Origin of the sequence: Advenella kashmirensis W13003 (assembly GCF_000506985.1) — a bacterium.
Lineage (GTDB): Bacteria > Pseudomonadota > Gammaproteobacteria > Burkholderiales > Burkholderiaceae_B > Advenella > Advenella kashmirensis_A.
In genome coordinates this window covers 449,309-473,591 of sequence record NZ_KI650979.1, presented here as the reverse complement: position 1 = coordinate 473,591, position 24,283 = coordinate 449,309, and the positions used below count along the sequence as shown (strand labels likewise).

The 24,283-nt window shown below is 52.4% G+C and carries 27 protein-coding genes; 14 read left to right on the top strand and 13 right to left on the bottom strand.

Going from position 1 to position 24,283, the window contains the following annotated elements:
* Window positions 1–28: 28 nt before the first annotated feature.
* The 5 genes from W822_RS26345 to W822_RS0123130 all read left to right on the top strand — a co-directional run bounded on the left by W822_RS26345 (window position 29) and on the right by W822_RS0123130 (window position 5,754).
* Complete coding sequence (locus W822_RS26345; RefSeq protein ID WP_051401579.1) at window positions 29–1,291, top strand: CaiB/BaiF CoA transferase family protein; 1,263 nt, start codon at window positions 29–31, stop codon at window positions 1,289–1,291.
* Window positions 1,292–1,310: 19 nt separating this feature from the next.
* Complete coding sequence (locus tag W822_RS26340; protein ID WP_024003510.1) at window positions 1,311–2,318, top strand: acrylyl-CoA reductase family protein; 1,008 nt, start codon at window positions 1,311–1,313, stop codon at window positions 2,316–2,318.
* Between the two features lie 81 nt (window positions 2,319–2,399).
* Window positions 2,400–3,542: an acyl-CoA dehydrogenase family protein gene (locus W822_RS26335; RefSeq protein ID WP_172642757.1), complete on the top strand. Its 1,143-nt coding sequence runs from the start codon at window positions 2,400–2,402 to the stop codon at window positions 3,540–3,542.
* A gap of 21 nt (window positions 3,543–3,563) precedes the next feature.
* Window positions 3,564–4,673 (top strand): CaiB/BaiF CoA transferase family protein, encoded by a 1,110-nt coding sequence (locus tag W822_RS26330; protein ID WP_024003508.1) that lies wholly within the window; start codon window positions 3,564–3,566, stop codon window positions 4,671–4,673.
* A 94-nt stretch (window positions 4,674–4,767) separates the two neighbouring features.
* On the top strand, window positions 4,768–5,754 hold the full coding sequence (locus W822_RS0123130; RefSeq protein WP_024003507.1) for a Bug family tripartite tricarboxylate transporter substrate binding protein: 987 nt from the start codon (window positions 4,768–4,770) through the stop codon (window positions 5,752–5,754).
* 49 nt (window positions 5,755–5,803) lie between these two features.
* On the opposite strand, the gene W822_RS26325 is transcribed toward W822_RS0123130, so the two are convergent.
* The 3 genes from W822_RS26325 to W822_RS46300 all read right to left on the bottom strand — a co-directional run bounded on the left by W822_RS26325 (window position 5,804) and on the right by W822_RS46300 (window position 7,317).
* On the bottom strand, window positions 5,804–6,757 hold the full coding sequence (locus W822_RS26325; protein ID WP_024003506.1) for a LysR family transcriptional regulator: 954 nt from the start codon (window positions 6,755–6,757) through the stop codon (window positions 5,804–5,806).
* A 90-nt stretch (window positions 6,758–6,847) separates the two neighbouring features.
* On the bottom strand, window positions 6,848–7,180 hold the full coding sequence (locus W822_RS26320) for a hypothetical protein (RefSeq protein WP_024003505.1): 333 nt from the start codon (window positions 7,178–7,180) through the stop codon (window positions 6,848–6,850).
* Complete coding sequence (locus W822_RS46300) at window positions 7,177–7,317, bottom strand: hypothetical protein (protein ID WP_155848070.1); 141 nt, start codon at window positions 7,315–7,317, stop codon at window positions 7,177–7,179. Before W822_RS46300 ends, W822_RS26320 begins: the two co-directional genes overlap by 4 nt.
* A 260-nt stretch (window positions 7,318–7,577) precedes the next feature.
* Between W822_RS46300 and W822_RS26315 the strand changes: the two genes are divergently transcribed.
* Entirely contained in the window at window positions 7,578–8,015 is a 438-nt protein-coding gene (locus W822_RS26315; protein WP_024003504.1) for a hypothetical protein, read from the top strand.
* Window positions 8,016–8,022: 7 nt separating this feature from the next.
* On the opposite strand, the gene W822_RS45745 is transcribed toward W822_RS26315, so the two are convergent.
* Genes W822_RS45745 through W822_RS26290 form a run of 6 tightly spaced genes read right to left on the bottom strand, consistent with a single transcriptional unit; the run spans window position 8,023 to window position 13,829 of the window.
* Window positions 8,023–8,418, bottom strand: coding sequence for a DUF4150 domain-containing protein (locus W822_RS45745; RefSeq protein ID WP_024003503.1), 396 nt, complete (start codon window positions 8,416–8,418; stop codon window positions 8,023–8,025).
* 15 nt (window positions 8,419–8,433) lie between these two features.
* Window positions 8,434–9,489 carry a pentapeptide repeat-containing protein gene (locus W822_RS26310; RefSeq protein ID WP_081724254.1) on the bottom strand — a complete coding sequence of 352 codons (1,056 nt, stop codon included), beginning with the start codon at window positions 9,487–9,489 and terminating at the stop codon, window positions 8,434–8,436.
* Entirely contained in the window at window positions 9,482–12,115 is a 2,634-nt protein-coding gene (locus W822_RS26305) for a DUF2169 family type VI secretion system accessory protein (protein WP_024003501.1), read from the bottom strand. The genes W822_RS26310 and W822_RS26305 overlap by 8 nt, the downstream gene beginning before the upstream one ends.
* Entirely contained in the window at window positions 12,116–12,781 is a 666-nt protein-coding gene (locus W822_RS26300; RefSeq protein WP_024003500.1) for a hypothetical protein, read from the bottom strand.
* A gap of 2 nt (window positions 12,782–12,783) precedes the next feature.
* Window positions 12,784–13,284, bottom strand: coding sequence for a hypothetical protein (locus W822_RS26295; protein ID WP_024003499.1), 501 nt, complete (start codon window positions 13,282–13,284; stop codon window positions 12,784–12,786).
* 38 nt (window positions 13,285–13,322) lie between these two features.
* On the bottom strand, window positions 13,323–13,829 hold the full coding sequence (locus W822_RS26290) for a hypothetical protein (RefSeq protein WP_024003498.1): 507 nt from the start codon (window positions 13,827–13,829) through the stop codon (window positions 13,323–13,325).
* 338 nt (window positions 13,830–14,167) lie between these two features.
* Here W822_RS26290 and W822_RS26285 point away from each other — a divergent pair, with 338 nt between their 5' ends.
* A complete protein-coding gene (locus W822_RS26285) occupies window positions 14,168–14,377 on the top strand; it encodes a hypervirulence associated TUDOR domain-containing protein (protein WP_024003497.1) in 210 nt (69 codons plus the stop codon).
* Between the two features lie 9 nt (window positions 14,378–14,386).
* On the top strand, window positions 14,387–15,013 hold the full coding sequence (locus W822_RS26280; RefSeq protein WP_024003496.1) for a hypothetical protein: 627 nt from the start codon (window positions 14,387–14,389) through the stop codon (window positions 15,011–15,013).
* 28 nt (window positions 15,014–15,041) lie between these two features.
* On the opposite strand, the gene W822_RS26275 is transcribed toward W822_RS26280, so the two are convergent.
* Window positions 15,042–15,695 (bottom strand): hydrolase, encoded by a 654-nt coding sequence (locus W822_RS26275; RefSeq protein ID WP_024003495.1) that lies wholly within the window; start codon window positions 15,693–15,695, stop codon window positions 15,042–15,044.
* Between the two features lie 141 nt (window positions 15,696–15,836).
* Here W822_RS26275 and W822_RS26270 point away from each other — a divergent pair, with 141 nt between their 5' ends.
* Complete coding sequence (locus W822_RS26270) at window positions 15,837–16,727, top strand: LysR family transcriptional regulator (protein ID WP_024003494.1); 891 nt, start codon at window positions 15,837–15,839, stop codon at window positions 16,725–16,727.
* A 39-nt stretch (window positions 16,728–16,766) separates the two neighbouring features.
* On the opposite strand, the gene W822_RS26265 is transcribed toward W822_RS26270, so the two are convergent.
* The gene (locus W822_RS26265; RefSeq protein ID WP_024003493.1) at window positions 16,767–17,441 is read right to left on the bottom strand and encodes a GntR family transcriptional regulator; all 675 of its coding nucleotides are present in this window, start codon (window positions 17,439–17,441) and stop codon (window positions 16,767–16,769) included.
* 172 nt (window positions 17,442–17,613) lie between these two features.
* On the opposite strand from W822_RS26265, the gene W822_RS26260 reads away from it, so the two are divergent.
* From W822_RS26260 to W822_RS26245, 4 genes are read left to right on the top strand one after another with little or no spacing between them, the layout of a single operon-like run.
* A complete protein-coding gene (locus tag W822_RS26260) occupies window positions 17,614–18,804 on the top strand; it encodes a CaiB/BaiF CoA transferase family protein (RefSeq protein WP_024003492.1) in 1,191 nt (396 codons plus the stop codon).
* Window positions 18,805–19,614, top strand: a complete 810-nt coding sequence (locus W822_RS26255) for an enoyl-CoA hydratase (protein ID WP_024003491.1) — start codon at window positions 18,805–18,807, stop codon at window positions 19,612–19,614.
* 28 nt (window positions 19,615–19,642) lie between these two features.
* Window positions 19,643–20,626, top strand: a complete 984-nt coding sequence (locus W822_RS26250) for a zinc-binding dehydrogenase (protein WP_024003490.1) — start codon at window positions 19,643–19,645, stop codon at window positions 20,624–20,626.
* Window positions 20,627–20,664: 38 nt separating this feature from the next.
* Window positions 20,665–21,636: a Bug family tripartite tricarboxylate transporter substrate binding protein gene (locus tag W822_RS26245; RefSeq protein WP_024003489.1), complete on the top strand. Its 972-nt coding sequence runs from the start codon at window positions 20,665–20,667 to the stop codon at window positions 21,634–21,636.
* Between the two features lie 6 nt (window positions 21,637–21,642).
* Here W822_RS26245 and W822_RS26240 read toward each other — a convergent pair whose 3' ends face one another.
* Window positions 21,643–22,440, bottom strand: coding sequence for an IclR family transcriptional regulator (locus tag W822_RS26240; protein WP_024003488.1), 798 nt, complete (start codon window positions 22,438–22,440; stop codon window positions 21,643–21,645).
* A gap of 18 nt (window positions 22,441–22,458) precedes the next feature.
* Window positions 22,459–23,076: a flavin reductase family protein gene (locus W822_RS26235; RefSeq protein ID WP_024003487.1), complete on the bottom strand. Its 618-nt coding sequence runs from the start codon at window positions 23,074–23,076 to the stop codon at window positions 22,459–22,461.
* Between the two features lie 220 nt (window positions 23,077–23,296).
* On the opposite strand from W822_RS26235, the gene W822_RS26230 reads away from it, so the two are divergent.
* A complete protein-coding gene (locus W822_RS26230) occupies window positions 23,297–24,259 on the top strand; it encodes a Bug family tripartite tricarboxylate transporter substrate binding protein (protein ID WP_024003486.1) in 963 nt (320 codons plus the stop codon).
* The last annotated feature ends 24 nt before the right edge of the window (window positions 24,260–24,283 follow it).

Sequence of the window (24,283 nt, the reverse complement as noted above, 5' to 3'; positions counted from 1 at the left end):
TTTAATGAACTTCAGAAAGGAGGAGTACATGAATAATTCCAATTTCATTCTTGATCAGCTCAAGGAAAATGGTGCGCTTTATGGTGTGAGAGTGCTGGAACTGGGATCCACAGTATCCGGTCCGTTTTGTGGCAGGATCTTCGCCGATTTCGGTGCAGAAGTTGTCAAAGTCGAGGCTCCTGGCGGGGATCCGATCCGGGGCCTGGGCCATGAATATCAGGGCAAGTCGCTTTACGCCGCCAGCATTCTGCGTAATAAGGACAATATTTCAATCAACCTCAGGTCATCGGAAGGACAGACGCTGATTAAAAAGCTGTTGCCTGAGTTTGATATCGTCATCGAGAACTTCAGGCCCGGCACACTTGAAAAGTGGGGACTGGGATACGACGAATTGTCGAAAATCAAACCCGACATTATTCTCACCCGAATCAGCGGCTATGGGCAGACAGGGCCATATAGCGGCAAGCCAGGATATGGCGTGATCGGCGAGGCCATGAGCGGGCTGCGCGATCTGATCGGCGAACCCGACAGGCCGCCATCACGCGTGGCCATGCCGCTGACCGATTACATTACCGGACTCTATTCCATGATCGGTACCCTGATGGCGCTCAGAGTCCGGGATTTGACAGGGACAGGCCAGATTGTGGATGTCAGCCTGATCGAATCGGCCTTCAGTTTTGTGGAATCCCAGGTACCTGCGTATGCGCAGAAAAAAGTGATAGAAACACGCGCTGGCTCCCGGCTTCCCAATAGTGCGCCGAACACCATCTTCAAATGCGGCGATGGCCAGTACGTTCATATTGCGGCACTGGCCGATTCGGTTTTTCGCAGGCTGACGCAAGCCATGGCGCAACCGCAATTGGCGGATGACCCCAGGTTCAGGACCCAGAGTGCGCGTAATGCCAATGAGGCTGAAATTGAACGGATCGTACAGGACTGGGCGTTGGGCAAAGACTCGGCAAGTATTCAGGCGCTCCTGGATCAGGCAGAGGTGCCCGCGACCAAAATCTTCAACATGAAAGATATCTTCTCTGACCCGCATTTTGAACAGAGAAAAATGCTGATCAATGTTCCGGACGATGACGTGGGGCATGTGACGCTGGCGGGCGTGGTGCCCAAATTGAGCACGACGCCGGGGACAATCAAATGGGCGGGAAAGAAAGTCGGTCAGGACACAGAACATATTCTGAGCAAATACCTGGGTTTAAGTGAGGTTGAGATAGCGGCACTGGAAGACGATGGTGTCGTGTATACCGGCCAGGAAAATTACGAACAATCGGTCAAAGTGTGAAATAGGGAACGGAAACAAAATGGAAAAATTCAAGGCTTTCAGAGTGCATACGATTGACGGTAAACCGGTATGCAAGTTCGAGCAATTGTCTATGGACGACATTGATGACGGTGCGGTCGTAATCAAGGTGGCCTATTCGGCGATCACCTACAAAGATGCGATGGCTGCCCGCGGTGTCGGCAAGAATGTGCGCCCGGATCGGCCCTGCGTGACAGGGGTGGACCTGTCGGGCACCGTTCTGCACTCGAAGGATCCGAGGTTCACGCCAGGAGATCGTGTGGCTGTCACGAACTATCAGTTAGGTACCATGCATGACGGTGCATACGCCGACTACGCACGGGTTCCGGCAGAATGGGTAGTGCCCTTGCCGGACAGTTTGTCTTTATGGGACGCCATGGTGTTGGGTACATCAGGCCTGACTGCTGCCCTGGCGGTAGACCGGTTCGAGAAAGCGGGGCTGAAACCGGGTGACGGGCCGATCGGGATATCGGGCGCGACGGGCGGCGTCGGAAGCTTGGCGATCAATATGCTGTCCAATCTTGGATACGAGGTGATTGCCATTTCGGGCAAACGCGAGCAAGAGGGGTATCTACGGGAAATCGGCGCTTCTAAAATTATTCTGCGCGAAGACTTTATGAAGGACCCTGCGCCCATGGTGAGCGGCGCTTATATGGCGGGCGCCATGGATAACGTGGGCGGGCAGTTTCTCGATCGCCTGTGTGCGAACGTGAAACCGCATGGCAAAGTCGCGATTGCCGGCATGGTGTTCGTGGACACCAAAATGACGGTCCTGCCATTCGTATTGCGCTCGGTGGATATCCTGGGTATTAATGTGTCCCGACAGCTGGCCATGCCGGAGCGAAAACGGCTGTGGGACCGCATGGGAGCCGATCTGAAGCCCACCAAATCTGATCTTATTGCAAGCACGATACCGTTTGAGCAATTGGATAGCAAAATGGACGGCTTCTTTGACGTGTCGACTGTGGGCAGGATCGTCGTGGAAGTGACCGAGAAAAAAGCAGCGTGATTGCCGGTTAAGAAGACCGGAAATCGGGGACTGGAAGCAGCATAAAAGATAACGATCAGGGATGTGGAGATGGAATTTTCATTGACGGAAGATCAACGCATGTTGATTGATGCGGCCAGTAACGTCAGCCGCAAGCATATACAGCCTTTGCTTGACGCCAGAGACAAGGACAGGGCGCTTGAGAAAAATGACGTTCTTGATATTTTGTCGAAGGCGGCAGATGTGGGACTGACCTCGGCCCGAGTGCCGGAGGAAGGCGGCGGCATGGGCCTGAAGATGCTGGACTACGGTCTGATCATGGAGCAAATGCCGCCGACGGTTGGATTGATTGTCCAGCCGCATGAGGCCACCACCACGCGCATTTATTTTGGTGGATCTGAGGAGCAAAAGGAGAAGTATGTTGCCAAATTGATGGCCGGTGAGATGATCGGTGCAACGGGCAGCAGCGAGCCAGGGTGCGGCTCAGACCCCAGGGGTATCAAGACCACCGGCGAATTTGCAGGTGACAACGTGGTTGTAAATGGCCGGAAGCAGTGGATTTCCAATGCCACGGTATGCGACGTTATTCATATCACCTGCCGGATTCCGACTGGCGATGGTGGCTATCGGATGGGACGGGTTCTGGTCGAGCGTCCGGAGTCGGACTTTGAATCTGAAGAAGTGGGCATGCACGGCCTGTGCCAGGCACCGCTAGGTGAAGTGCTCTTCAATGATTGTGTCGTGCCCACGGCCAATATCTGTCCCGATGATGCCAATACCGCAAAGCTGCTGACCATCACCTGGCTGGCGAACCGGCCAACGGTCGGCCTGATGGCGGTGCACCTGGCGAACCGGGCACTGGAGATGAGCAGGGACTACGTGGGGGTACGAAAGCAATTTGGCAAAAATCTTGGCGCTTTCCAATCCATTCAGGTAGACCTTGCCGATATGGAAACACTGGTCATGGCGTCCCGGCTGCTTTGTTACAACGCCTTGTCGGCTATTGATCGTGGCGAACGCGCAAATGGTTTGTCGGCAATGGCCAAGCGCTATGCTGTTGATGCCTGCGACAAAGCGATTGCACTTGCCATGCGGGTGCACGGTGCGATGGGGTTAAGCCGGGAACTGGGGCTGGAGCAAATGGCGCGTGACGTGCGAACCTTGACCATACCGGACGGCACGCCGGGCATTCTCGCCCTGATTCAGGGCAGGGAGCTGACCGGCTTTGATGCCTTCAGGCAATAGCAGATCTTTTTGGGCCGAGTCATGGAAAATAAAACGGGCGCAGAGGCATCTTCTGCAGGCAGCAAACCGCTGGCCGGAATCCGGATCGTCGAAATCGAAGCATTGGGTCCGGTGCCGTGGGCGTGCATGGTGCTCGCAGATCTTGGCGCCGATATCGTTCGCATTGAACGACCCGGCGCCAGCACCGCGAAAGACACGTATGGCAGTGTCCTGCGTGGAAGAAAGCGCCTGGAACTTGATCTGAAAACCGATACGGGTCGCCAGCAGCTACTTTCACTGGTCGAAAAGGCCGATGTGCTTGTGGAAGGAATGCGTCCCGGCGCCATGGAGCGGCTCAATATGGGGCCGCGGCAGGTATTCGATAAAAACCGGCATATTATTTTCGGCAGAATGACAGGCTGGGGGCAACAGGGACCGCTCTCGACTCAGGCCGGCCACGATATCAATTACATCGCGGTATCGGGGATCCTGGATTCGATCGGGCCCAGGGATAAACCAGCCATTCCGCTAAATATCATTGGCGATTTCGCAGGTGGCGGGTGCTTTCTTCTGACAGGAATACTGTCTTCGCTGGTACGGCCAAAGGATCAGCGACAGGACATTGTTATAGATTGCGCCATGGTCGATGGTGCGTCGGTGCTGATGTCATTGATCTACAGCCGCTACAGCATGGGGCAGTGGGTGGACGAACGGGAGAGCAACCCGCTGGATGGCGGGGTTCCGTGGTACGACACCTACCACACCCGTGATCAGAAACGAATTGCCGTGGGAGCGCTTGAGCCCAAATTTTATGACAATCTCATTATTCGACTGGGCCTGAAGCAATCTGCTCCTGACCGCAATAATAAGGCAAACTGGCCGACCATCCGTCAAATGTTCACCGACGCCTTTATGACGAAAACACGTGACGAATGGATGGAGTTCTTCGAGGGTATCGACGCCTGCGTCAGCCCCGTGCTCAGTCTGTCCGAAGCGCCATTGCATCCTCATTTGCATGACAGGGGGACGGTCTTGCGTGATGGTGATGAATTGATACCCGGTCCGGCGCCTATCTTTGGTGAAAACAGATTTGCCGTGTCCAAACAGTCGTTATTCACGGATTATGCGGAGGTAGACGCCGGGTGGTCGTAGAAGTTTTGCCTGATGCGTCGGCAGACAGGCGCCAGTAGAGAGGAGTCGGTAGATAGGAGTTAGTACATTCAAATAACGATAGGAGACAACGGTCATGAAAAGACGTGCTATTTTAACGGCGGGCTTATCCCTCCCGCTCGCTGGTTTTTCCACGCCGGCGGCAAGCCTGCTGTCTTCCCCGGCGCAGGCTTACCCCAAAAAGCCCATCAGTTTCATTATTGGCTACAGCGCGGGTGGAAACGTCGATAATTTCGCCCGCGCCCTGGGCAATGAAGTGAGCAAAGCGCTGGGGCAAACGGTGGTTGTCGAGAACAAACCCGGAGCCAATGAAATGCTGGCCACACAAACTGTATCCCGGGCCGAGCCTGCTGGCTATCACATTCTGATTTCCACGGAAGCGCCGATTACGCAGAGTCAGTTTCTTTATGACAAAATCAATTATGTGCCCGAGGATCTGACGCCCATTTGCCTGCTTGTGCGCGTGCCACTGGTTCTGGTCGCGCGTCCGGACTTTCCTGCGGATTCGCTGAAATCGTTTATTGCCTATGCCAAGTCAAAGGGATTGATAGGAGGATCGGCGGGGATTGGCGGGGTGACGCACCTGCCCATGGCGATGCTGGCGAACACACAGGGCATCGCGCTGACCCATGTGCCTTACAAAGGGTCGTCCGCCATGTTTCCCGATTTGATGTCCGGACGGATCGATGCCTGCTTCACGGGCAGCAGCGCCGCCATCACACATATCAACGCCGGTGGGGTCAAGGGGATTGCGGTCGGCTCGCCAGAGCGGCTCGCGGCGATTCCGAAAGTAGAAACGTTTGCAGAGAATGGTTTGAACAATATCGGATCAAGCTATACCATTGCTGCTTACGGTCCCAAGAATATGGATGAGACGGCCTTGAGTCGACTGATCAATGCATTTGAAAAGGCCTTGGCCAGCCGGCAATTTGTCGAGACTGCGCTTGCCCCCAGCGGCTTCATCGTCGATGGCACCAGCGGCACCAGTTTTACGGCTTACCTGAAAAAAGACCGGGTCGTGCAGAAGGAGCGCGTCAGGATTTCAGGCGCCGAACTCAACTGAATGTCGAATGCCGGTCTGGTGGACTATAAAGATGGCTCTGTCAGCGTTGTCATGCGGCGATGTGGACTGCCCGTTGTTCCAGATAGTGTTCAATCGTCTGGTCTTCGGGTTCGGCCTGCAGGTATTTTCTTATGATGATGTTGATGAGCTTTCTGGCGCATGGCGATAGAAATTCGATATTGCTGAATATGATGCGACGCTCCCTCAGGGCCCACTCTTCCTCTATGCGCACGAAGCTGAAGTTGAATTTTTCCCGGTATCGTACCGTGACTGATTCGGGCAGTATCGCAATGCCCGCATTGGCCTCGACCAGCCTGATAATTGGTTCAAACCCATCCAGCAAAATGCGATAGTTTGCCTTGGAGTTTATTGCCTGGAATTTTTCGTTCAGAAAATCCAGCAGCGTCGTGCTTGACGTGCTCAGCATCGGGTACTTGGATATCTCTTTCAGATTCTTTTGCGGGGCGTCCAGCAGCGGATGATGATTGGGCGTGGCAATGGCCAGGTAATCGGTTGCAAACAGGATGGAATTCACGTTTGAGAAATCGTCCGATCCGGCCACCATGGCGATATCGGCCTCATTATCCAGAATGCTTCGAATGGATTGGTGGGTGTTTTTCTGTTGCACGTCAACGGTGATATTCGGATCCTGGTTCAATAGTTCCAACAGGATGCCGGGAATGATTTCGGATGTTGAAGCGGAATTGGCAATAATACGCAGGTGTTCTGCAGCCGAATAATGCTGGTTCTGAAAGCGCCGCTTGGTTAATTCATATTCGGAGACGATCTTTTTGGCGTGGGAAAGAAAATCAATCCCTGCCGCCGTCAGGCTCAGGCCATTGGGTTCCCGGTAGAACAGGCGAGCACCCAACTGGCTTTCCAGGCTTTTTAATCGCGCGCTGGCGGCAGAGGGGGAGCGTGCCCGGTCTTTTGCTGCCTGAGTCAGGCTCCCGGCATCTGCAACTTTTATAAAAAGCTGCATGTCGGCAATGTCAAAATGCATCTCCAGAATGTCCTTATCATCATAATTGGCTGAGTTGAGTCTCCGTGGCCATTATACGCTGCTAGATGAGGACGCTATCGTGGCAAAATGTTATACCACTTCGGCCAGTATAGCGGCGACAACTGCTTTGGCGCGGTCATGAGTATCGGCGCGTTCCGCCAGACACATATACTGTGTTTCGATTTGCACAAGATAGTCTACGACCTGCTGGCAAGGCGCTCCTGCTTTGAGGTCGAGCGCGGCGGCAACCAAATAATGATCATATTCATCGGCAAACGGCAGATTTTTTTCTTCATGCCACTTCCCCGAGTTGCCGCTTCCCGGTGCCAGTAACCCGATCGGGTCCCAGCATCCCCAGCCGATATCGCGCAGTTTCGCTAAGTCGATGTCAGGATGCGGCGAGCTATTATCTGATGAATTCATGGATCATACCCCGTAAACGACCTTACACACTGATCCACGAAGCTGCGCACTTTCGGGTCCCGTTGCGCGATTCCCAGACCGGCCAGCGCGAGATCAATTGATGTTCCCGTGGTCAACAGTCTATCGCTTATATCCATATTTATCAATCCAGCGGTCACTGGAAATGGAGCTGGGACCACGCGGGATTGCGGTCAATGCCGTGGTGGCCGGCTGGATACGGACCGACATAAACGCGGCGCTTTGCGGACCCTGACATATGTTCTATTGGCTATTGCACTTTTCTGTCAGCGCAAATTAAACTAATATGCAAAGTGGCTGATCACTTTGCGAGCTGCCTTTTCTGATTGGGAAACCATACCAGGTATCTGCGTGCGGGTAAATTGAAATGGAGTGCTGGATGGATAAAGTCTCTAAAAAGACAGCAATAAAAAAGTTTTTGATGTTGCAGATTGTCGTGGCGTTGTTGTTAACAGCAGAGTTATGGTATTTCAAATCAAATTATTTATATATCGCCATTTTTTTTATTGAGTTGTATGCTGTCAGCCGTCTGGAAAATCGACTGATAAAGATGCCGGATTCTGTCAATAGATTTAACAGAATTTATGAGAACGGGACGGACGCTACGGCGTCCGTCATTAAAATCGAAAGCACGGGTAGAGTGACGGAGTCCGGAGAATATTATGTTTTTACGCTCGCCCTCAAGAAACCGCGCGCTCAGTTGATAATAGAGGACGAGATTACAGATTCGCAGTTATATATCAAAGAACTGGCCACGCTTCCTGTTCGATATTTACCCGATACGATGGAAGCGATTATTCTGTCTGAAAAATTATAAATGTCATTTATCCGTAGGTTCTTGTGACCGGCTGTATGCAGGGAATAATATCAATGACCACGACATTTCTGCGATTGCTTTTCTCAATGCCTGTCATCCTGACTGCCGGCTTGTTGCATATTTTGTACTTTCTTGAGTAATTCGCAAGATGAGAAGTCTGGTTCATAAATACCTGAGAAGCAATACCACCCGTTGCGCCAGGTTGATCGCCGAATGAGATTGCCTTTTTCGTCCCCTTGTTATGAACCGGGGCAATACAAAACAATACATATGGGCAAGGGTTGACGCCAAGAGCGTGCGTACCTAAGTTTGGATAAGGAAGGGGAGCATTGGCAAGCGCAGGCGTTTTGCATATATCGGGAAATCCCAAATAGCCACCACCAAATTGAGTTGTGTTCCACATAATGCGTTTCCTGTTTCAAGCGGTTGTAGAAATACTGTGCAGCTCAGCCCTTAGCAATTGCTCATCCTTTTTTGCAACGCCACGCTTTCCGGCAAGTAAAGGGTCGGATGTCAAGGTGGCGTGCAAAGAGGTATGTTCAAACTGAGCCCCTTTAAAACTGGCTTTTCTTAAATCTGCGTAATCAAAATTTGAAAAGTTCAGTGCGCAGTCGTCATAAATAGCGCCTTGACACTGCGCGCGGGTGAAAGATGTATATGTCAGACTTGTTTTGCTGAAGTTGGCTCCTTCAAGCATGGCCTCGGTCCAGATTGAGCGATCGAATATGGCGTGTCTGAACGTCGCGTTTGACGCTTTTGCTTGTGCGAACAAGGTCAATGCGCCCTTTGCCATATCAAGGTTGGCATGAGAAAGCGATGTATTTGAGAACACAGATTGCACCAAATCTGATCCTTGTAAATTGCACTCGTCCATCTTCGCATCCGTAAACTGGCAGGAAACAAACCGTCGGTTTGATAAGTCGAGCCCATGAAGATCGCAGCCAATAAGAACGACCTGGCTGAACAGATGGCTTTGGATTTGTACAGTACTCATGTCCATTTCATAAAATACTGATTTTTCGATATCGACTTCACCAATCTCCATATTTGTGGCGACGACGTCCTGGAAAATGACCCTGAGAAACTGCTTTACGTTAAATTTTGCGCCGGACAGGTCAGAGTCCTGAAAAAGTGCGTCTTCGACTATTGCATCGTTAAATATGGACGACGAAAGGTCAGTGCTGCTGAATGAGGTACTGTCCAAATTGGCGCCTGCCAAGCTTGCCTGCGTCAGCACACATGAACGGAATAGCGTTTCACTTAAACTGCACTGGTCAAAAATGGCTTCATGAAACGTACAGCCATTGAAAACGCACTGGTCCAAATCGGAAGCCGTGAAATCACAACGGTCAAAAGCGACTTCGTCGAACACCATTCCGGAAAAATCCAGGTCTTTTAATTCCAGATTGGTGAAGGATTCTCCCGTGCAGGGTTCGGATCGCTCCAGATATCCCAATAATTTATCTCTACTCATTTGTAAATAGTGCGTTGACGTTCAATTTATCACGATGTATAGGATACACCTCCAGCTGCTCTCTGAAAGCACCATCAAATTTCGTTTCAGGAGTCAACCTGACCTTGGAGACATTTGTACGAAACAGGGTGGCGCCGGTAAAATCGCAATCTGCCAAATTGGCTTTTTCAAACGTCGCCTGAATAAGATTCGCCGAGCGAAAGCTGCTTCCGGTCAGGTCGGATTTATAGAAGATTACATCGCGCGCGACGACATGATCGAAGTTACACTGCTGCAATTGCGCTTTTGTGAAATCCGAACCTGTTAAATTACATCTGTAGAACTGAATCGCATGCAAGTTCGTGGCCATGAAGTTGCATTCCTGCAGATGGGATTTTAAAAAACGGCTATTTAAAACCGGTGCATTTTCCTCGAACATCACGTTGTTCAACGTGCTCTGGTTAAAGCTGCAGTCCTCGCACGTCGTACCGGTAAACGCACTGTCTTTAAAAATCGATGCGCTGAATTCTGTTTTTTGAAGTGTGCTATCCTCAAATATAGTCTTAAAAAAATCGCAGGTATCAAAGACAGAACCTTGCACCGTACCTTCTTCGAAGATGCACATTGCAAATTTACAGCCCGTAAACCGGGAGTCATTCCATCCGAAACCGGTTGGAGCCAGCGTTTCAAATTTGCATTTTTGCATCGCTGATTCAATAATCTGACTGTTTTCGATTTCAGTCTCAATAAATGTGCAATGTAATAATTTACATCTCTGTAATTTTGCTTTAGCCAGATTGGTGCGCGAAAAATCTGTATTTTCAAAGAAACAGTGAATAAAGTGACTCCGCGCCAAGACTGCTTCGGAGAAGTCACAATTTTTGAACGCGCAGTTTGAAAAGCGGGCAGTTTCAAAAAAGGATTCCGAGAAATCAGCATTTTCGAAGGTCAAACCGTCCAGGTTGACCCCCGTCATATCCATTTTTGTCAGATCTTTGTCTTGCGAGTAACGCGTTAAAAGCGCTTCCTTTAACGACTGATCTTGTTCTGCAGAGGGCTGCGGCGCTGCCACCTGATACTGGGCAGTGTACAGGTAGGACTTGCGTGCGTAACCTTTAAGTCTTTGTTTTTGTTTATCGAATTTAGCCTGCTCTTCCTGGGTGCCCATGATGGCGCTTGTCGGTGCGTCGAAATGGCTTAAATCAGGAGGGCCGGAAACAGGAATTTCCAATGCTTCGTGATCACTGCTTGAAATGAAGGATTTTTCGATATCGCTTAAAAGCGCTGCGCCACGGGGGTTGTCTGTCTTGAACTGGCTGATAATTTCCTGGAGTTGTTCGTTTGCAGCCTCGTCCGATCTTTGGAAATAGGCTTGCCGTTCCTGGTCGCTCATTGAAGCGAGATCAAGCTCCGGTCCCACAAACTCGCCGAAATAATCTTCTTCTTTTATGCCATGTTGCGCCAGCGTGCTGGCCGTTTCCTGATCCTGCTTTTGGAGAAAGGTATCGAGACGGATTGATAATTTGCTTTTGTCCGGAGAATAATCAACAGGCGCTTCTTCCGGGCCAATCAATGCTTCAGATACTAACTGCGCGTCGTCCGAAATGTAATCCTGTGCAAGCTCGGGATCCAGGCGAAGTGCGCAGACATTTTCGTAATGTTCCAGAGAACGATGGTTCTTTTCAAATTCTATTGCCCCCATCACCACGGCAACGTCATCCGCGTCTTCATCTGCTATCTCTACGGACCCATGAAACATAAGGATCACGGACTCACGTTCAGGCAGAAACCACGCTGTTGAAAGCGTTATATTTTCAACTTCCTGAAAAGGCGTTTCTTTGCCTTCTTGTGCGATAAATGCGCGAGCGGTCAGTGAGGGTAACGTGCCGTCCCAGCATGCTTTGCCAGGGTGCATATTCCAGATTTTAAAGGAGGTGCTGTCGGGTAGAGCGGAAATTGAAGACCATTGCTGGTCGTCCGGCGCCATATTGAAAATCCCGGGATTCATGTCGGGCAGGAATCCGGGAAATTCATATTTAAACCACTCTTCGCTATAGGTTCCCATCATCTTCAGTCGATCGGGATGAGTGGGTCCTATCGGTTCAAAGGAGACGGGCTCGGGCCTGTCCTTTTTGGAAGCAATCCTTCGTTCAGGGCTTTCTATATTCGGGAGGGGGAGGGCTTTTTCGTTACCAAGAGCAATCTCACTGATGCCTTTTCCCGCAGGGTTTTTCTCATATCCTTCACCGCCGAAGGCGTTTTTCCACGTAATCGGTAAACTGGAGAAAGGCTGCGGTTTTGTGGGTTGATTGCCAATCCAATACCGGTCGCCCGTGACGAGCAGGCTTTTCTGCAGATCGCCTATTTCCGCTTTCACGATACATGCATCTTTTGTGTCCTGATGGCTGGTATATGCGTACCCGCTGATCAGGTATTCAGGATTTGATTTGGGCATAACCTGATCCAGCATGCCATTGCTGTCGAGCTCCGGCAATACATTCGACCAGAGTTCCTGATCGTCAAGCAAGTACCATCCCTTGCTGGTTTGTTGCGCGAGAACGTAAATGCCGATAGCAAGTCGGATTCCCCCGCGCCACTGATAAGGTCTGGTCAGAATGGTGAGTCTGGATGGTTCTATCGTCTGCATTTAGGACAGGTGTTGAGTGGTTGTTCGTTTGACGTATATCCCGCCATAATATTTGGCTTTTTTAGATCTTATATATCTTTTACTAGTATTGATTTTCATATTGCTTTTAGAGGTTGACTGGTCAATCGTGGTTTCTCCTTTCGGGTCGACCACGAACGTCAATCCTGGCGTCGTACGAACGATCGTTGCTACGCCGTTGGCGTCCACTTCAAACTTTCTTGCCGTCGATGGGGGGGACATCTCTTTTGCAACAGAACCGACGTCCATTGTTATTGCGCTCACTTTAATCTGTAACGCGCCCGCGTAATACAAATAGGGCCCCGGTAAAATGAAGAACACTCCAGTATTGGTGGTCACCCCCGACAAGTTCAGATACATAATCGACTTGTTTTTACTATAACCGTACAGGCTCTGGTTGTATTGCGTGATGAGCCCCTTGAAAAGGAGGTAGGCATAGATGGAGACGTTTTTTCTATGAATGACAGTATTATATGTTTCCTCTACTTCCGGGCTCTTAATCGTAATATTGGTGTCGGACGTCCAGCTGATATTGCTTTTGTGGAAGTGTTCAGAAGGATCGTTAACCGTTTTTGTGAGGGTGCTTTCGTGAATAAAATCTGCATTTTTTTCATACACGTCATGCGCATTGCCTTTAAACCTTGCCATGCTTAGAATCCCCACATATGCAGTTTGTAGAGCTTGGTACAAAGCGCATTTATTTTTTTTCTCTCTTCTACTTTCTTTTCCCGTAGCACCAGATGAAACTCATATATGCGAGGATGATCTCTTTTGCGAGCGCCAGACCGAAACATTTTTATGGGAGATGGATTAACAAAGAGTCCACCGGCGAGGTTGTAAGAAGTCGAGGTTTCTGTTTTCCATATCGCTACGGCAAGGTTTGTCACATTTGCCTGATAGTTGATGGTTGCGTATCCGAGCTGGGCGATTCCATAAGTTTCGGAGGTTTGATAATCAAGGGAATGTTTCGGCGTTTTTGTACTCACTTGATTGGCTTTGCGATAGAACGTTTGTCCTGTCGCATCAATCGTCAGACCGTTCGTATAGTTATATGTGGTTTTTCCTGTGACTTCAACGGTTTCCACGCCATCGATATCTGAGATCAGGTTCTTCTCATATACGTTTTCGAATTTCTTTCCATACACTGTCATGACTATTTTTTCTCAATTAAGGTAAGAATTTATATCGTTTATAAAATCCGCGTTGCCGTGTTGTTCCAGAAGGATTTTACTGATTGGGTGAGTGTGAGGCCGGTAAATACTTTTGTTACCTTCGTCAGTGTTTCACATTTGTGAACCTCCTGTCGCGCCACTTCCCCATAGAGCAATTGAATCAGATTCACATTGCGCCATTTGGATTTCCCGTTGCTGACGATTCCGCCGGCGATGGAATGTGTATTCACTGTCGTAAGAAAAAAGGCACCATACAGATTGATATTGATGCCGAGATACGTTTTGGTGGTTACCCAGCCTACCTCCGACTTTTTCCAGTTCCAGACCGCTTCCAGCCATTGCGTACTGGTTTCATCAAGCGTATCGGCCTTCATCGTCAGCTTTCCGTTGCTAACGGTCAGATCCATGTCCGATTTGAACGTGCTATTGGACTGTCCTTTGACGGTTTTGGTTTCTTTTAAATCGACCGTATACGTCGCCGTATCTTTAAACAGGTCTTTGTAATTACCTTTATACCGAGCCATAATCACTAGCTCCTAAGCCGGATGACATATAAGTGGTTCCTTTGGTGGTTTCGGGCTGCTTTCGATTTTCTAGATTTTCACGCATCACCGGGGCATTGCCTTAAGCCGACTCATTTTTTTGTTTGAGTCCGGCTCGCTGTTTTAGCGTATAAACTAATAACTAATTGAAATATATAATAAATATATTTTTATCAATATAATTGCCTAGACATACAAATGTACAAAACATGAGCATTAATTACAATTGCAATAAATACCATATAGGTAACCAAAAATTGCTATGGGATAGATTTAGGTTATTTTGTTTCATTTACTTATTATAAAAATCGGAGCGATATATGACGGAAAAATTCCAAGTTGGCGACCATGTACGCTGGAATTCGGAGGCCGGTTGGGTGTCTGGCAAAATCATTAAGGTGCACACGCGCGACTTCAACTATAAAGGCTATACCCGTCATTGTTCAGAAGACGATCCGCAGTATGAGATTGAAAGCGATAAAACAGATCATATTGCAGCCCATAAGGGTAGCGCGTTGAAGCGTGTATAGGAGCGGCGGGTGACCGGGAGCACGGACATCACTGTCAGGATTCTGTACCAATGGGATGAAGCCTTATCGCAGACTGCCGGTTTCAGGCCTGCCGGTAGTCGCGCTGCGTTGATTGATTGGACGGTTCTGCCGCTCCCTATTGATGAGAGTGTGCCCGATCCTGTTATGAGGGCAGTTGCGCGGACGGCAATTTCAATGGGCACGGTCGCCTATCGGCTGTTTTTTAAAGAGGCGCTTCCGAATGGCGTGTCAGTTTATCGTGCGCCGCGTGCCTGGATCGGAAAAAGAGTATTGGATCGCATGACGCGCACCTGGCCCGCCGATATTGCGACTGCCATTACGCCCGAGGCAACGGTCGATATATTCTTTCAGTATTGGCATATGCAGGCGCAGACTGCGCTGGTGCTTCGCAATGACAGCCTTTCAGACGAAAGCATGGACCGGCTAAGGCGTGCGCGTGACTGGCGCGATCTACCTTTTCCGGCAGATGCGAAGCTGTTGATTGCGCCAGCGGTAGATGGAGAAGGCGTTCTGCTTGCAGCTGCGCATCGGGATGAACTGGACGTTGCAGTGCAGGCAGTAGCGGACGAATTGAGACGTGCTGGCGTTGCCGTTACCATTGGCGGGCCGGTTTGAACACCCAGACCCGTTTCTGGCGGCTTGATCAGCCTGCGTTGCGCGGCACCGGTGTGTTGAGCAACTGCTGTTCCCACAGCAACGCGATACCGCTGCCGGCGACATGCTGGATAAGTACCTCGCTCAATTCGGCCGTGTGCTCGGTCCGGGCCCAGTCGCGCTGCCATTCGGAGGCCACCGCCAGCCAGGTCATCATATTTACGCCCGCGGCGATCATACGCTGAATGGCGACTTCATGTGCTTCGACCGACACGCCGCCCGACGCGTCGGTGACCACGGTGACATCCCAGCCTTCGCCGGCAGCCTGGATGGCCGGCATGGCAACGCAGATTTCGGTCCATAAGCCGGCAATGATGAGCTGCTTGCGGCCCGTTGCCTTGACCGTGTCTACCACCTTCTTATCTTCCCAGGTGTTGATGAATGTCCTGTCGATGACCTCCTGGCCGGGAAACACGTCTGTGATTTGCGGAAAGATGACACCGCCGCGATCGGCAATGACACTTGTGAGAATGGTCGGCACGCCAAAAGCCTTGGCGGTCTTTGCCAGGCCCGTTGTGTTGTTTACGACCATATGGGGGTCGTGGCTGTTCACATTCGTGAGCTGGTAAGGCTGATGGTCGATCAGAACGAGTACCGAGTCTTCGGGGCGAAGCAGCGAGTCAAGGCCATTACGAAAAGTCATGAGTATTCCTTGTAGGTGAGGTGGGTTTTCAGGGAAAAAGGCGCCGTTTGCGAGGCAGCCAGGATGCATTCTGGCATTCCTGATCGCGGTACGGTAGCTGCCCCTCGTGCTACACTGTGTCGCGAAAAGGGGAACGCAAGAATGGATATTGAAGAACTGCACACCTTTGTAGAAGTCGCTGATGCCGGGGGCGTGTCCCCCGCCGCCCGCCGGCTGGGCGTTTCCAAGTCAATCGTGAGTCGCCGGCTTCTGAGGCTTGAGGCCGAGCTTGGTATCCAGCTTCTTACCCGCACCACCCGCGGCGCAGCGCTTACCGAAGCGGGCGCTACCTTCCGGGATTACGCAGCCAGAGCGTGCGCCGAGATCGACGTGGCCCGGGAAACGATTCTGCCCAGCGGTGACCTTTGCGGTCGCTTGCGGGTGGCCGTACCGATTTCATTTGGCATCACTCATTTGGCCCCCGTTCTTGCCAAAATGGCACGCCTGCACCCTCAGCTTCATGTTCATGCTTCCTACAGCGACCGCTTTGTCGATCTCGTGGCAGAAGGGTTTGATTGTGCGATCCGGGTCGGTTATCTTCAGGACTCGGATTTGATCGCCAGGCGCGTCGGGCCGATTTATGGAAAGCTGGTTGCCAGCCCGGAATATATCGAAACGCACGGAGCTCCGGAAACGCCGGACGATCTGTCGGCTCATCAGGCTCTGATGCAGGGAACGGAAGTCTGGCAATTTCTGGATGGCGACAAGATTATTACGGTGCGCCCGCAGGGGAGATTCAAGGCCGATAACGCGACAGCGCTTAATGCCGCGGCACTGGCCGGGCTTGGTATTGCCTGGCTTCCCGATGGTGTCACCGATGAGTTCGTGGCCTGCGGCGCGCTGGTGCCGGTCATGACCCGCTATCCGCCACCGCCCGCAGGGGCGTATGTGGTGCGTCCGCCGGGCCGGCATCCGGCAAGGAAAGTAAGGGTGTTGACGGAATTGTTGATTGCGTGTTTTGAAGAGGGCGGTGATTCTGGGCAAAATGGATGATGAATTTCCGTTATGCGAATTTCAATATGGAATCAGCATTTATCCGCCCAGCGGCGTCTCCAGTGTAGCCAGCAGTCTGGACCGCCCGCCCAGCACATGACGCTGCGCTGCCGTCCAGGCTTTGGCCGGGCTGCCCGAGGCGATCGCCTCATAGATTTTCCGGTGTTCGACATTTGACGTATGCATGTTTTTACTGACGTTGAAGTATTTACGCCGGAACAGATGCAGTTCTTTCACGTAATCGTCATAAGCCTGCTTGGCCCTTTTGTTTCCCGATAGATCGAGGATCAGTTCATGAAAAGCCAGGTTCAGTTCATAGTAAAGGGTGCCATCATCGGCCTCGCAGGCAGCGTCCATATCACTTAGCAATTGCTCGAATTGCGCGGCGTCTTGCCTGGAAAAATTCTGGCTGGCGCGCTCCGCTGCGAAAGCGAAAACCACTGCGCGCAGCTCATACACCTCGACCATATCACGCACAGACAGCTGCCTGACAAACATTCCCCTGTTTGGCACAGACGTTACCAGGCCAAGCCCGGCCAGCACCTTCATGGCTTCGCGGATAGGTCCCCGGCTGGTGCCCATTCTGACAGCCAATGTGGCCTCGTTAAGGCGTTCGCCCGGCAGAAATTCGCCTGAATAGATCAGGCGCTTCAGTTCGCTGACCACTGTTTGGGAAAGTATCGCAGAGCGTGCAGAAGGGGAAGGGACAACCATGAATCTATCCTGTTTTAATTATTCGTAACTATACCGCACCAGCCCGTATTCGGAGAATTCTGGCTCAATCTTTTTTCCAAAAACAATAGAATATTGTCTACAAATATAATAATATTGTAGACACTTTGATTGGAAAATACGATTGTGATACCAAATTCAGGAGGGAAATATCATGGTTCACCAAGCGGCATCCGAAGCGTTGAAGCGGTTTCGCGTCATCGATCTGACTCAGGTCCGGGCCGGTCCCACGGCCTGCCGCCAGCTGGCAGACTGGGGGGCGGATGTAATCCAGGTTCAGATGCCCGAGCATATGCGCGGTGACGATACGCTGGGCGGGCAGGACGGTTCCGACTATCAATATACCCATCGCAACAAGCGATCCATTACGCTGAACTTGAAAGAACCGGAAGGCATTGCCGCGCTCAAGCGACTGATCGGTACGGCCGACGTGGTGGTGGAAAATTTCCGTCCGGATGTGAAATACAGATTGGGGATCGATTACGACTCGCTTTGCCAGGATAACCCCGGGCTGGTCTATGCCAGTATCTCCGGTTTCGGGCAAACCGGTCCGTACGCCAAGCGTCCGGGTTTTGACCAGATAGCCCAGGGCATGTCCGGTTTGATGTCCGTCACCGGTATTCCGGGCGACGCGCCCATGCGGGTGGGTATTCCCATTGCCGATCTGTGCGCTGGCATCTTCGCCGCACAGGGCATACTGGTTGCCCTGCTTGAGCGCGAGGCATCCGGCAAAGGCCAGTGGCTGCATACGTCTTTGTTCGAATCCATGATCTACATGATGGACTTCCAGACCTCCCGCTTCCTGATTGACGGCGAAGTCGCCAAACAAGCCGGCAATTACCATCCAACCAGCATTCCGACGGGCGTGTACAAGGCCCGTGACGGATACATGAATATTGCGGTGTTCGGCTCGAAGATCTGGGAGCGCTTCTGCAACATTCTGGGTATGCCAGAATGGGTGACTGATGAGCGTTATCACGACAAGGCGTCCAGGTCCGTCAATCGGGACTCGCTCAACGCCGAGATCAATCATCGCCTTGCCGCTCAGGATCGTGCCTACTGGATTGAACGTTTCAATGAAGGAGGCGTCGCTTGCGGTGTGATCAACAATCTGCAAGAGGTTTTCGAGGATCCCCAGCTTCAGCACCTGAATATCGTCAAGGATGTCGTGTCCGATCGACTGGGCAAGCAGCGCATGGTCGGCCAGCCGGTCCAACTGAGCCGAACGCCCAGCAGCATCGCGCGATCTGCCCCCTTGCGGGGAGAGCACACCACAGAAATTCTTAAAGATCTGGGCTACGACGATACAGTCCTGGCTCAAATGAAATCCCACGGAGTCTATTAAATGTCACAACCCGAATACACGTCCCCGACAGAGCGCGTTCTGAGCTGGCTGGAGGGATCCACATTACATATTCAATTTAACAATCCGGCGCGTCATAACGCATTGTCGGTCGACATGTGGGAAGCCGTACCACAGTTGTTATCGCTTGCCCGGACTGATGACCGCGTCCGGCTGGTGGTTTTCTCAGGGGCGGGGGAGAAGGCCTTTGTCTCCGGCGCAGATATCACGCAGTTCGAAGACATGCGGGCCGCACATGAAGCCGTGACCCGTTATGAGGCCATGGCCGAAGATGCGCTGACATCCATTCAGGACTTTCCCAAGCCGACCCTGTCCTGCATCAATGGCTATTGCATTGGCGGCGGCGTCAATGTGGCTATCGCGTGCGACATGCGCATCGCCTCCGATAACTCTGTGTTTTCCATTCCCGCCGCACGTCTGGGGCTAGGTTACCGCTACTCCGCCATGAAAAACCTGGTTGACCTGATCGGGCCGGGCGCGGCCAAAGACCTGTTCTTTACCGCACGCCGCATTGATGCGAACGAGGCAAAAGCGCTGGGCCTCGTCACACGAGTCAGCACGTCGCAAGCGCTGCCTGCATTGCTTGAAGAATACACGTCGGCCCTTGCCAACAATGCACCCATCACGATTGCTGCGGGCAAGGCCATCACAGCCGAAATTCTGAAGTCGGCGCCCAATGTCGACAGCGAGCGATGCACGGCATTGATCCGAGCCTGCTTCGACAGCAAGGACTATGCAGAAGGGCGCGCCGCCTTCATGCAAAAACGCAAGCCTGTATTTGTCGGTCGATAAGTACAGCGGCCAAAGGAGAGAGAAGAAAATGAAAAGCTATTGGATGCAAATGACCGACACGGATACTCAGCTGGAATGCAGGGAGATTGCCCAGCCGGAGCCCGGTCCACAACAGATGCTGGTGCGCATGCACGCCGCCGGTTTGAACCGTGGAGAATTTGTGGCGGGCCACGGTCTGCATGGCAAGGCGGGCACCTGGAAGCAGATCGGGGGCGAGGGCGCAGGCGAAGTGATTGCTGTTGGCAAAGACGTCACCGATTTCAAGATTGGGGACAAGGTCATGGGCCGCTGCCCAGGGGCATTCTCTGAATATGCCCTGATGGAAGCCATCGAATCCTTGCACAAGCCGGATAACCTGTCGTGGGAAGAAGCGGCCTGCCTGCCGCTGACCTTCCTGGTTGCCTTCGATATGCTCGTGCTCCAGGGGCGCGTCAAGTCGGGCGAATGGGTGCTGATCAATGGCGTGTCCTCGGGCGTGGGCGTTGCCTCGCTGCAACTGGCCAAAGCCCTTGGGGCGCGTGTCATCGGCACCTCCGGTTCAGCGGACAAGCTCGACAGGCTGAAAACCCTGGGCCTGGACGTTGCGATCAATACCCGCTCGGCCGACTTCGCCAGCGATGTGCTGGCCGCAACCGGGCAGCATGGTGCTGACGTGATCGTTAATGCAGTCGGCGGTAGCGTTTTTGCCGAGAACATCCGCGCCGCAGCGTTCGAGGGCAGGCTGGCCATCGTCGGTTACGTTGACGGCGTATTACGTGGTGAGCTTGATATTGAGGCTTTCCATGCCAAGCGGCTTGCCCTGTTCGGCGTGTCAAACAAGCTGCGTTCCAAAGAGCAGCGAGCGGCGGCCATCCCACGGTTTGTAGAAGAAGTGCTGCCTTTGTTTCGTTCCGGAAAAATCATTCCCCAGGTTGACAAGCAGTTCGATTTTGCCGATCTGGAAGAAGCCAAAGCCTGCATGGAGGCAGGCCAACACGCAGGAAAAATCGTGCTGCGAATCATCGCCGCATAAAAAATTACATCATTCGGGAACACCGAGGAGACAACATAATGAAAATTGCCCAGCTTGTATTTGCATGCAGTGTGAGCGCAATTGTCACGCAGACTTTTGCGCAGCCTTCTGATTATCCTAGTCGTCCCGTGCGCGTTGTGGTTGGCTTCGCGCCGGGTGGCGCAGCCGACACGGTGGCCCGCATTATGAGCGAAGCCTTCAGCAAGGCATTGAAACAGACTGTTGTTGTCGAGAACAAACCGGGCGCCGGATCAAGCATTGCCGCCGACTATGTCGTCAAAGCGCCCGCCGACGGCTATACCGTTCTGATCGCCAGCCCCAGCAGCATATCCATTAATCCGGCGCTGAACCCGGGGCTGTCGTACACAGCTAAAGACCTGAAAGCGGTCACGAAAATTACGACGTCGCCGCTGGTTCTGGCCGTGAGTGCCAAAACCGATATCAAGAGCGTTGCCGATCTGATCAAGACGGCAAAAGCCAAACCGGATTCCCTGAACTATGCGACATCGGGCAATGGCTCGGCGCCGCATCTGGGCGCCGCACTCTTTACACTTCTGACGGACACAAAAATGACGCACGTTCCCTACCGGGGCGGCGCGCCAGCCATTCAGTCCGTCATGGCCGGCGACACGGACTTGAGTTTTGGGACGGCCCCCTCGGTGCTGTCCCAGGTCAACAGCGGCAAGCTGCGCGCGATCGCCGTCAGCACCAGCGAAAAATCAGCCCTGGTGCCCAATTTGCCCGGCATGCGCGAAGCTGGGTTGCCGGACTACAACCTGGAATTCTGGTATGGCATTTTTGTTCCCCGGAATACGCCGGCGCCGGTCGTGAAAACAATCTACGATGCTGCGGTTTATGCGATGGCCCAGCCGAAAGTCAAGGCAGCGCTGGCAAACGAAGGCACCGAGTCATCCGTGTCGGCATCGCCGGAAGCGTTCGAGACGTTCCTGACCAAAGAGGACGAGTTCTGGGTAAAGCTCGCAAAAAATGCCAGTATCGTGGTGAAATAATTTACCTTAACTGCAATTGATATCTGCATGGCGGCTCAGTTGTGCCGCCTGTTCTTTCATCTGTTCGACGACATATGACAGGCGTGATGCATCGAGCCGGTTTGACATGGCGGTGATGGTAATGGCCGCCTGGGGATTGCCCTGTGCATTGACGACCGGGACGGCAACCGCGCTGGTACCCGGCATGACGCCGTGTTGGACATAGGCATAGCCCAGTTCTCTGGCCTGTTGTACTTTCTCCAACAGCCGCTCGGGAGTTAGCGCGTTCTGTTCCAGGCGTTTGGCATTGGCAACGATGATCCGCTGCAGCTCTTCGTGCGACAGGCAGGAAAGAATCGCCACTCCAGAGACGCCTGCGCCAAGAGGTCGTCGTGCGCCCACATCGATAGACAATACCTGGATGGGATGGTGGCCTGTCTGGCGGGCAATACAAATTGAATCCAGCCGGTGCCGAATGCTGAGAAATGCGGTGTCGCCAATGCTTTGCCCAAGATGGTTCAGGCAGGTGGATGCGGCAGACAGTAGCGGAAACCGCCTGCGGCGCGCCAGGCCCAGTAGCGTCAATTCGCTGCCGATCAGATAGCGACGGGTCAGCGGGTCCTGTTCCACGGCCTGTTCCTGGAGCAGGGTCTTGAGTATACGACGCGCGGTCGGCCTGTTCAGTCCCGAAATATTTACAATATCGGTCAAACGTACACCGTGCTCCTGACCGCAGGCAACCAGTCTCAGGATTTTCATTGCCCGGGAAACGGTCTGGCTTGCCGGTTGTGCTGTCAAAGGCTCTTCGTTCTCGCCCGCATTCATGATTTTTCCATATTACATTCAAAGCACGGTTTTCGGAGTTTGTGATACGGGCTGCAAGGTAACGACTTTTCCCAGCATGGCGTAATTTGGCCCGGCAATACGGCAGATCGGGCGCAAAAGAGTCGTGTCGATTTTGCCATTATTCAGCAGTCCGTCCCTGATGTGCAGCACTCGGATTTCGCCGACAAAAAATTCCGCACCCGTGTCTCCATATGGCGTCACGCTATGCAGTCGACACTCCAGACTGATCGGGGCGGCGGCAAGACGGGGCACAGGCATCGATTCACCTGGGACGGTTTCCAGATCAAGCAATTGCGCTTCGCTGATCTCGGGCGGGTATTCTCCTGCGCTCCGGTGCAGGGGTTCCAGCAGTGTTTCATCTGCAATATTGACAACAAATTCCTCGCTGCAAAGGAGATTGGATGCCGTGTCCTTGCGTACGCCGGCCTTGCGACCGATATTGACGCCGATCATCGGCGGCTTGTTGGATACGATGGTATAGCAACTGAAGGGCGCCACATTCACCAGGCCGGCAGGCGACACAGTCGTTATCCAGGCAATCGGTCGTGGCACGACAATGCCTGTCAATAATTTATAGGTCTGCTCGGGACCCAGGCTGTCAGCGAGAATTTTCATAAGTAGTATAGCGCCAGAAATATGTCCAAATAATATTCGTCATTGGCGGCAAAAGTGCATGCCAGACTGTATGATGCCCCATTTTCGGGGAGTTCCGTGATTGCTGAATTTCTATTTAGTCCGCTATTTGGACGTAATAGCATTTTTCATATTGTCGCCAGGACTCAACCCTTGCTATCTTTTTCCACGTGATTCCAACATTGATTACAGGAAGAGACAAATGCAAGTAAAAAAAATGATAATGGCCTTATCCATACTGCTGACATCGACCGCGTATGCAGATAACTGGCCTTCGAAACCAGTCACGATCGTCGTTCCCTATCCTCCGGGAGGAAATGTGGATGTGGCTGCCCGCCTCATCGCGCCGGGGCTGGCAAAAGCCTTTGGCAAACCGTTTATCGTGGAAAACAAGGCGGGCGCAGGTGGCATGATCGCAGGCGAGTATGTTGCCAAATCCAAACCAGATGGATACACATTCTTCATGGCCGCCAATGGGCCCCTTCTTTATAGCCCGATTATTTTCAATCGTGATGCATACCGCTGGGACCGGGATTTTGAAGCGGTAACCACGATATCCATGACGCCCATGGTCCTGCAGGTGCGTCCTGGCCTGCCGGTCAAGACAGTCCAGGAACTGATTGACTACGCAAAACAGCATCCGGGAAAACTGAATATGGCCTCGCCAGGCGCCGGCACATCGAATCATCTGATGAGTGAAATGCTGCTGGCCAAAACAGGGGCCAAATGGATGACGGTTCATTACAAAGGTAATTCCCCTGCCATCACCGATCTGCTTGGCGGGCAGGTCGATTTCAGCTTCGACCAAATGTCCGTGGCCTTGCCCTATCTCAAGGACGGAAAGCTGCGTCCGCTTGCCGTCACGTCGCAAAAGCGGCTCGCAAGCCTGCCTGATGTGCCGACCCTGACCGAGTCCGGCATCGAAGATGCCGTCGCCTATACCTTTACCGGTTTGATGGCGCCCAAAGGTACACCTGCAGACATTCTGGAAAAGATCAGTGCGGCAGCGACCGAGGTCCTGAAAGATCCGGCAATTATTGAGCGCTTCGAGACGCTTGGCGCCGAGGCCCACAGTACAACGCCGGAAGCGTTCAAGGCGTACCTGAAGAAAGAAGACGAGCGATGGGTGCCTATTATCAAAAAGGCCGGCATCAGTGTGAACTAGGATGAGATTATGTCAGGAGAAATG

Coding starts and splice junctions, on each gene's coding strand:
- W822_RS26345 (WP_051401579.1), top strand. CDS start 29: ATGAATAATTCCAATTTCATTCTTGATCAGCTCAAGGAAAATGGTGCG.
- W822_RS26340 (WP_024003510.1), top strand. CDS start 1,311: ATGGAAAAATTCAAGGCTTTCAGAGTGCATACGATTGACGGTAAACCG.
- W822_RS26330 (WP_024003508.1), top strand. CDS start 3,564: ATGGAAAATAAAACGGGCGCAGAGGCATCTTCTGCAGGCAGCAAACCG.
- W822_RS0123130 (WP_024003507.1), top strand. CDS start 4,768: ATGAAAAGACGTGCTATTTTAACGGCGGGCTTATCCCTCCCGCTCGCT.
- W822_RS26325 (WP_024003506.1), bottom strand. CDS start 6,757: ATGCATTTTGACATTGCCGACATGCAGCTTTTTATAAAAGTTGCAGAT.
- W822_RS26320 (WP_024003505.1), bottom strand. CDS start 7,180: ATGAATTCATCAGATAATAGCTCGCCGCATCCTGACATCGACTTAGCG.
- W822_RS46300 (WP_155848070.1), bottom strand. CDS start 7,317: ATGGATATAAGCGATAGACTGTTGACCACGGGAACATCAATTGATCTC.
- W822_RS26315 (WP_024003504.1), top strand. CDS start 7,578: ATGGATAAAGTCTCTAAAAAGACAGCAATAAAAAAGTTTTTGATGTTG.
- W822_RS45745 (WP_024003503.1), bottom strand. CDS start 8,418: ATGTGGAACACAACTCAATTTGGTGGTGGCTATTTGGGATTTCCCGAT.
- W822_RS26310 (WP_081724254.1), bottom strand. CDS start 9,489: ATGAGTAGAGATAAATTATTGGGATATCTGGAGCGATCCGAACCCTGC.
- W822_RS26305 (WP_024003501.1), bottom strand. CDS start 12,115: ATGCAGACGATAGAACCATCCAGACTCACCATTCTGACCAGACCTTAT.
- W822_RS26300 (WP_024003500.1), bottom strand. CDS start 12,781: ATGGCAAGGTTTAAAGGCAATGCGCATGACGTGTATGAAAAAAATGCA.
- W822_RS26295 (WP_024003499.1), bottom strand. CDS start 13,284: ATGACAGTGTATGGAAAGAAATTCGAAAACGTATATGAGAAGAACCTG.
- W822_RS26290 (WP_024003498.1), bottom strand. CDS start 13,829: ATGGCTCGGTATAAAGGTAATTACAAAGACCTGTTTAAAGATACGGCG.
- W822_RS26285 (WP_024003497.1), top strand. CDS start 14,168: ATGACGGAAAAATTCCAAGTTGGCGACCATGTACGCTGGAATTCGGAG.
- W822_RS26275 (WP_024003495.1), bottom strand. CDS start 15,695: ATGACTTTTCGTAATGGCCTTGACTCGCTGCTTCGCCCCGAAGACTCG.
- W822_RS26270 (WP_024003494.1), top strand. CDS start 15,837: ATGGATATTGAAGAACTGCACACCTTTGTAGAAGTCGCTGATGCCGGG.
- W822_RS26265 (WP_024003493.1), bottom strand. CDS start 17,441: ATGGTTGTCCCTTCCCCTTCTGCACGCTCTGCGATACTTTCCCAAACA.
- W822_RS26260 (WP_024003492.1), top strand. CDS start 17,614: ATGGTTCACCAAGCGGCATCCGAAGCGTTGAAGCGGTTTCGCGTCATC.
- W822_RS26255 (WP_024003491.1), top strand. CDS start 18,805: ATGTCACAACCCGAATACACGTCCCCGACAGAGCGCGTTCTGAGCTGG.
- W822_RS26250 (WP_024003490.1), top strand. CDS start 19,643: ATGAAAAGCTATTGGATGCAAATGACCGACACGGATACTCAGCTGGAA.
- W822_RS26245 (WP_024003489.1), top strand. CDS start 20,665: ATGAAAATTGCCCAGCTTGTATTTGCATGCAGTGTGAGCGCAATTGTC.
- W822_RS26240 (WP_024003488.1), bottom strand. CDS start 22,440: ATGAATGCGGGCGAGAACGAAGAGCCTTTGACAGCACAACCGGCAAGC.
- W822_RS26235 (WP_024003487.1), bottom strand. CDS start 23,076: ATGAAAATTCTCGCTGACAGCCTGGGTCCCGAGCAGACCTATAAATTA.
- W822_RS26230 (WP_024003486.1), top strand. CDS start 23,297: ATGCAAGTAAAAAAAATGATAATGGCCTTATCCATACTGCTGACATCG.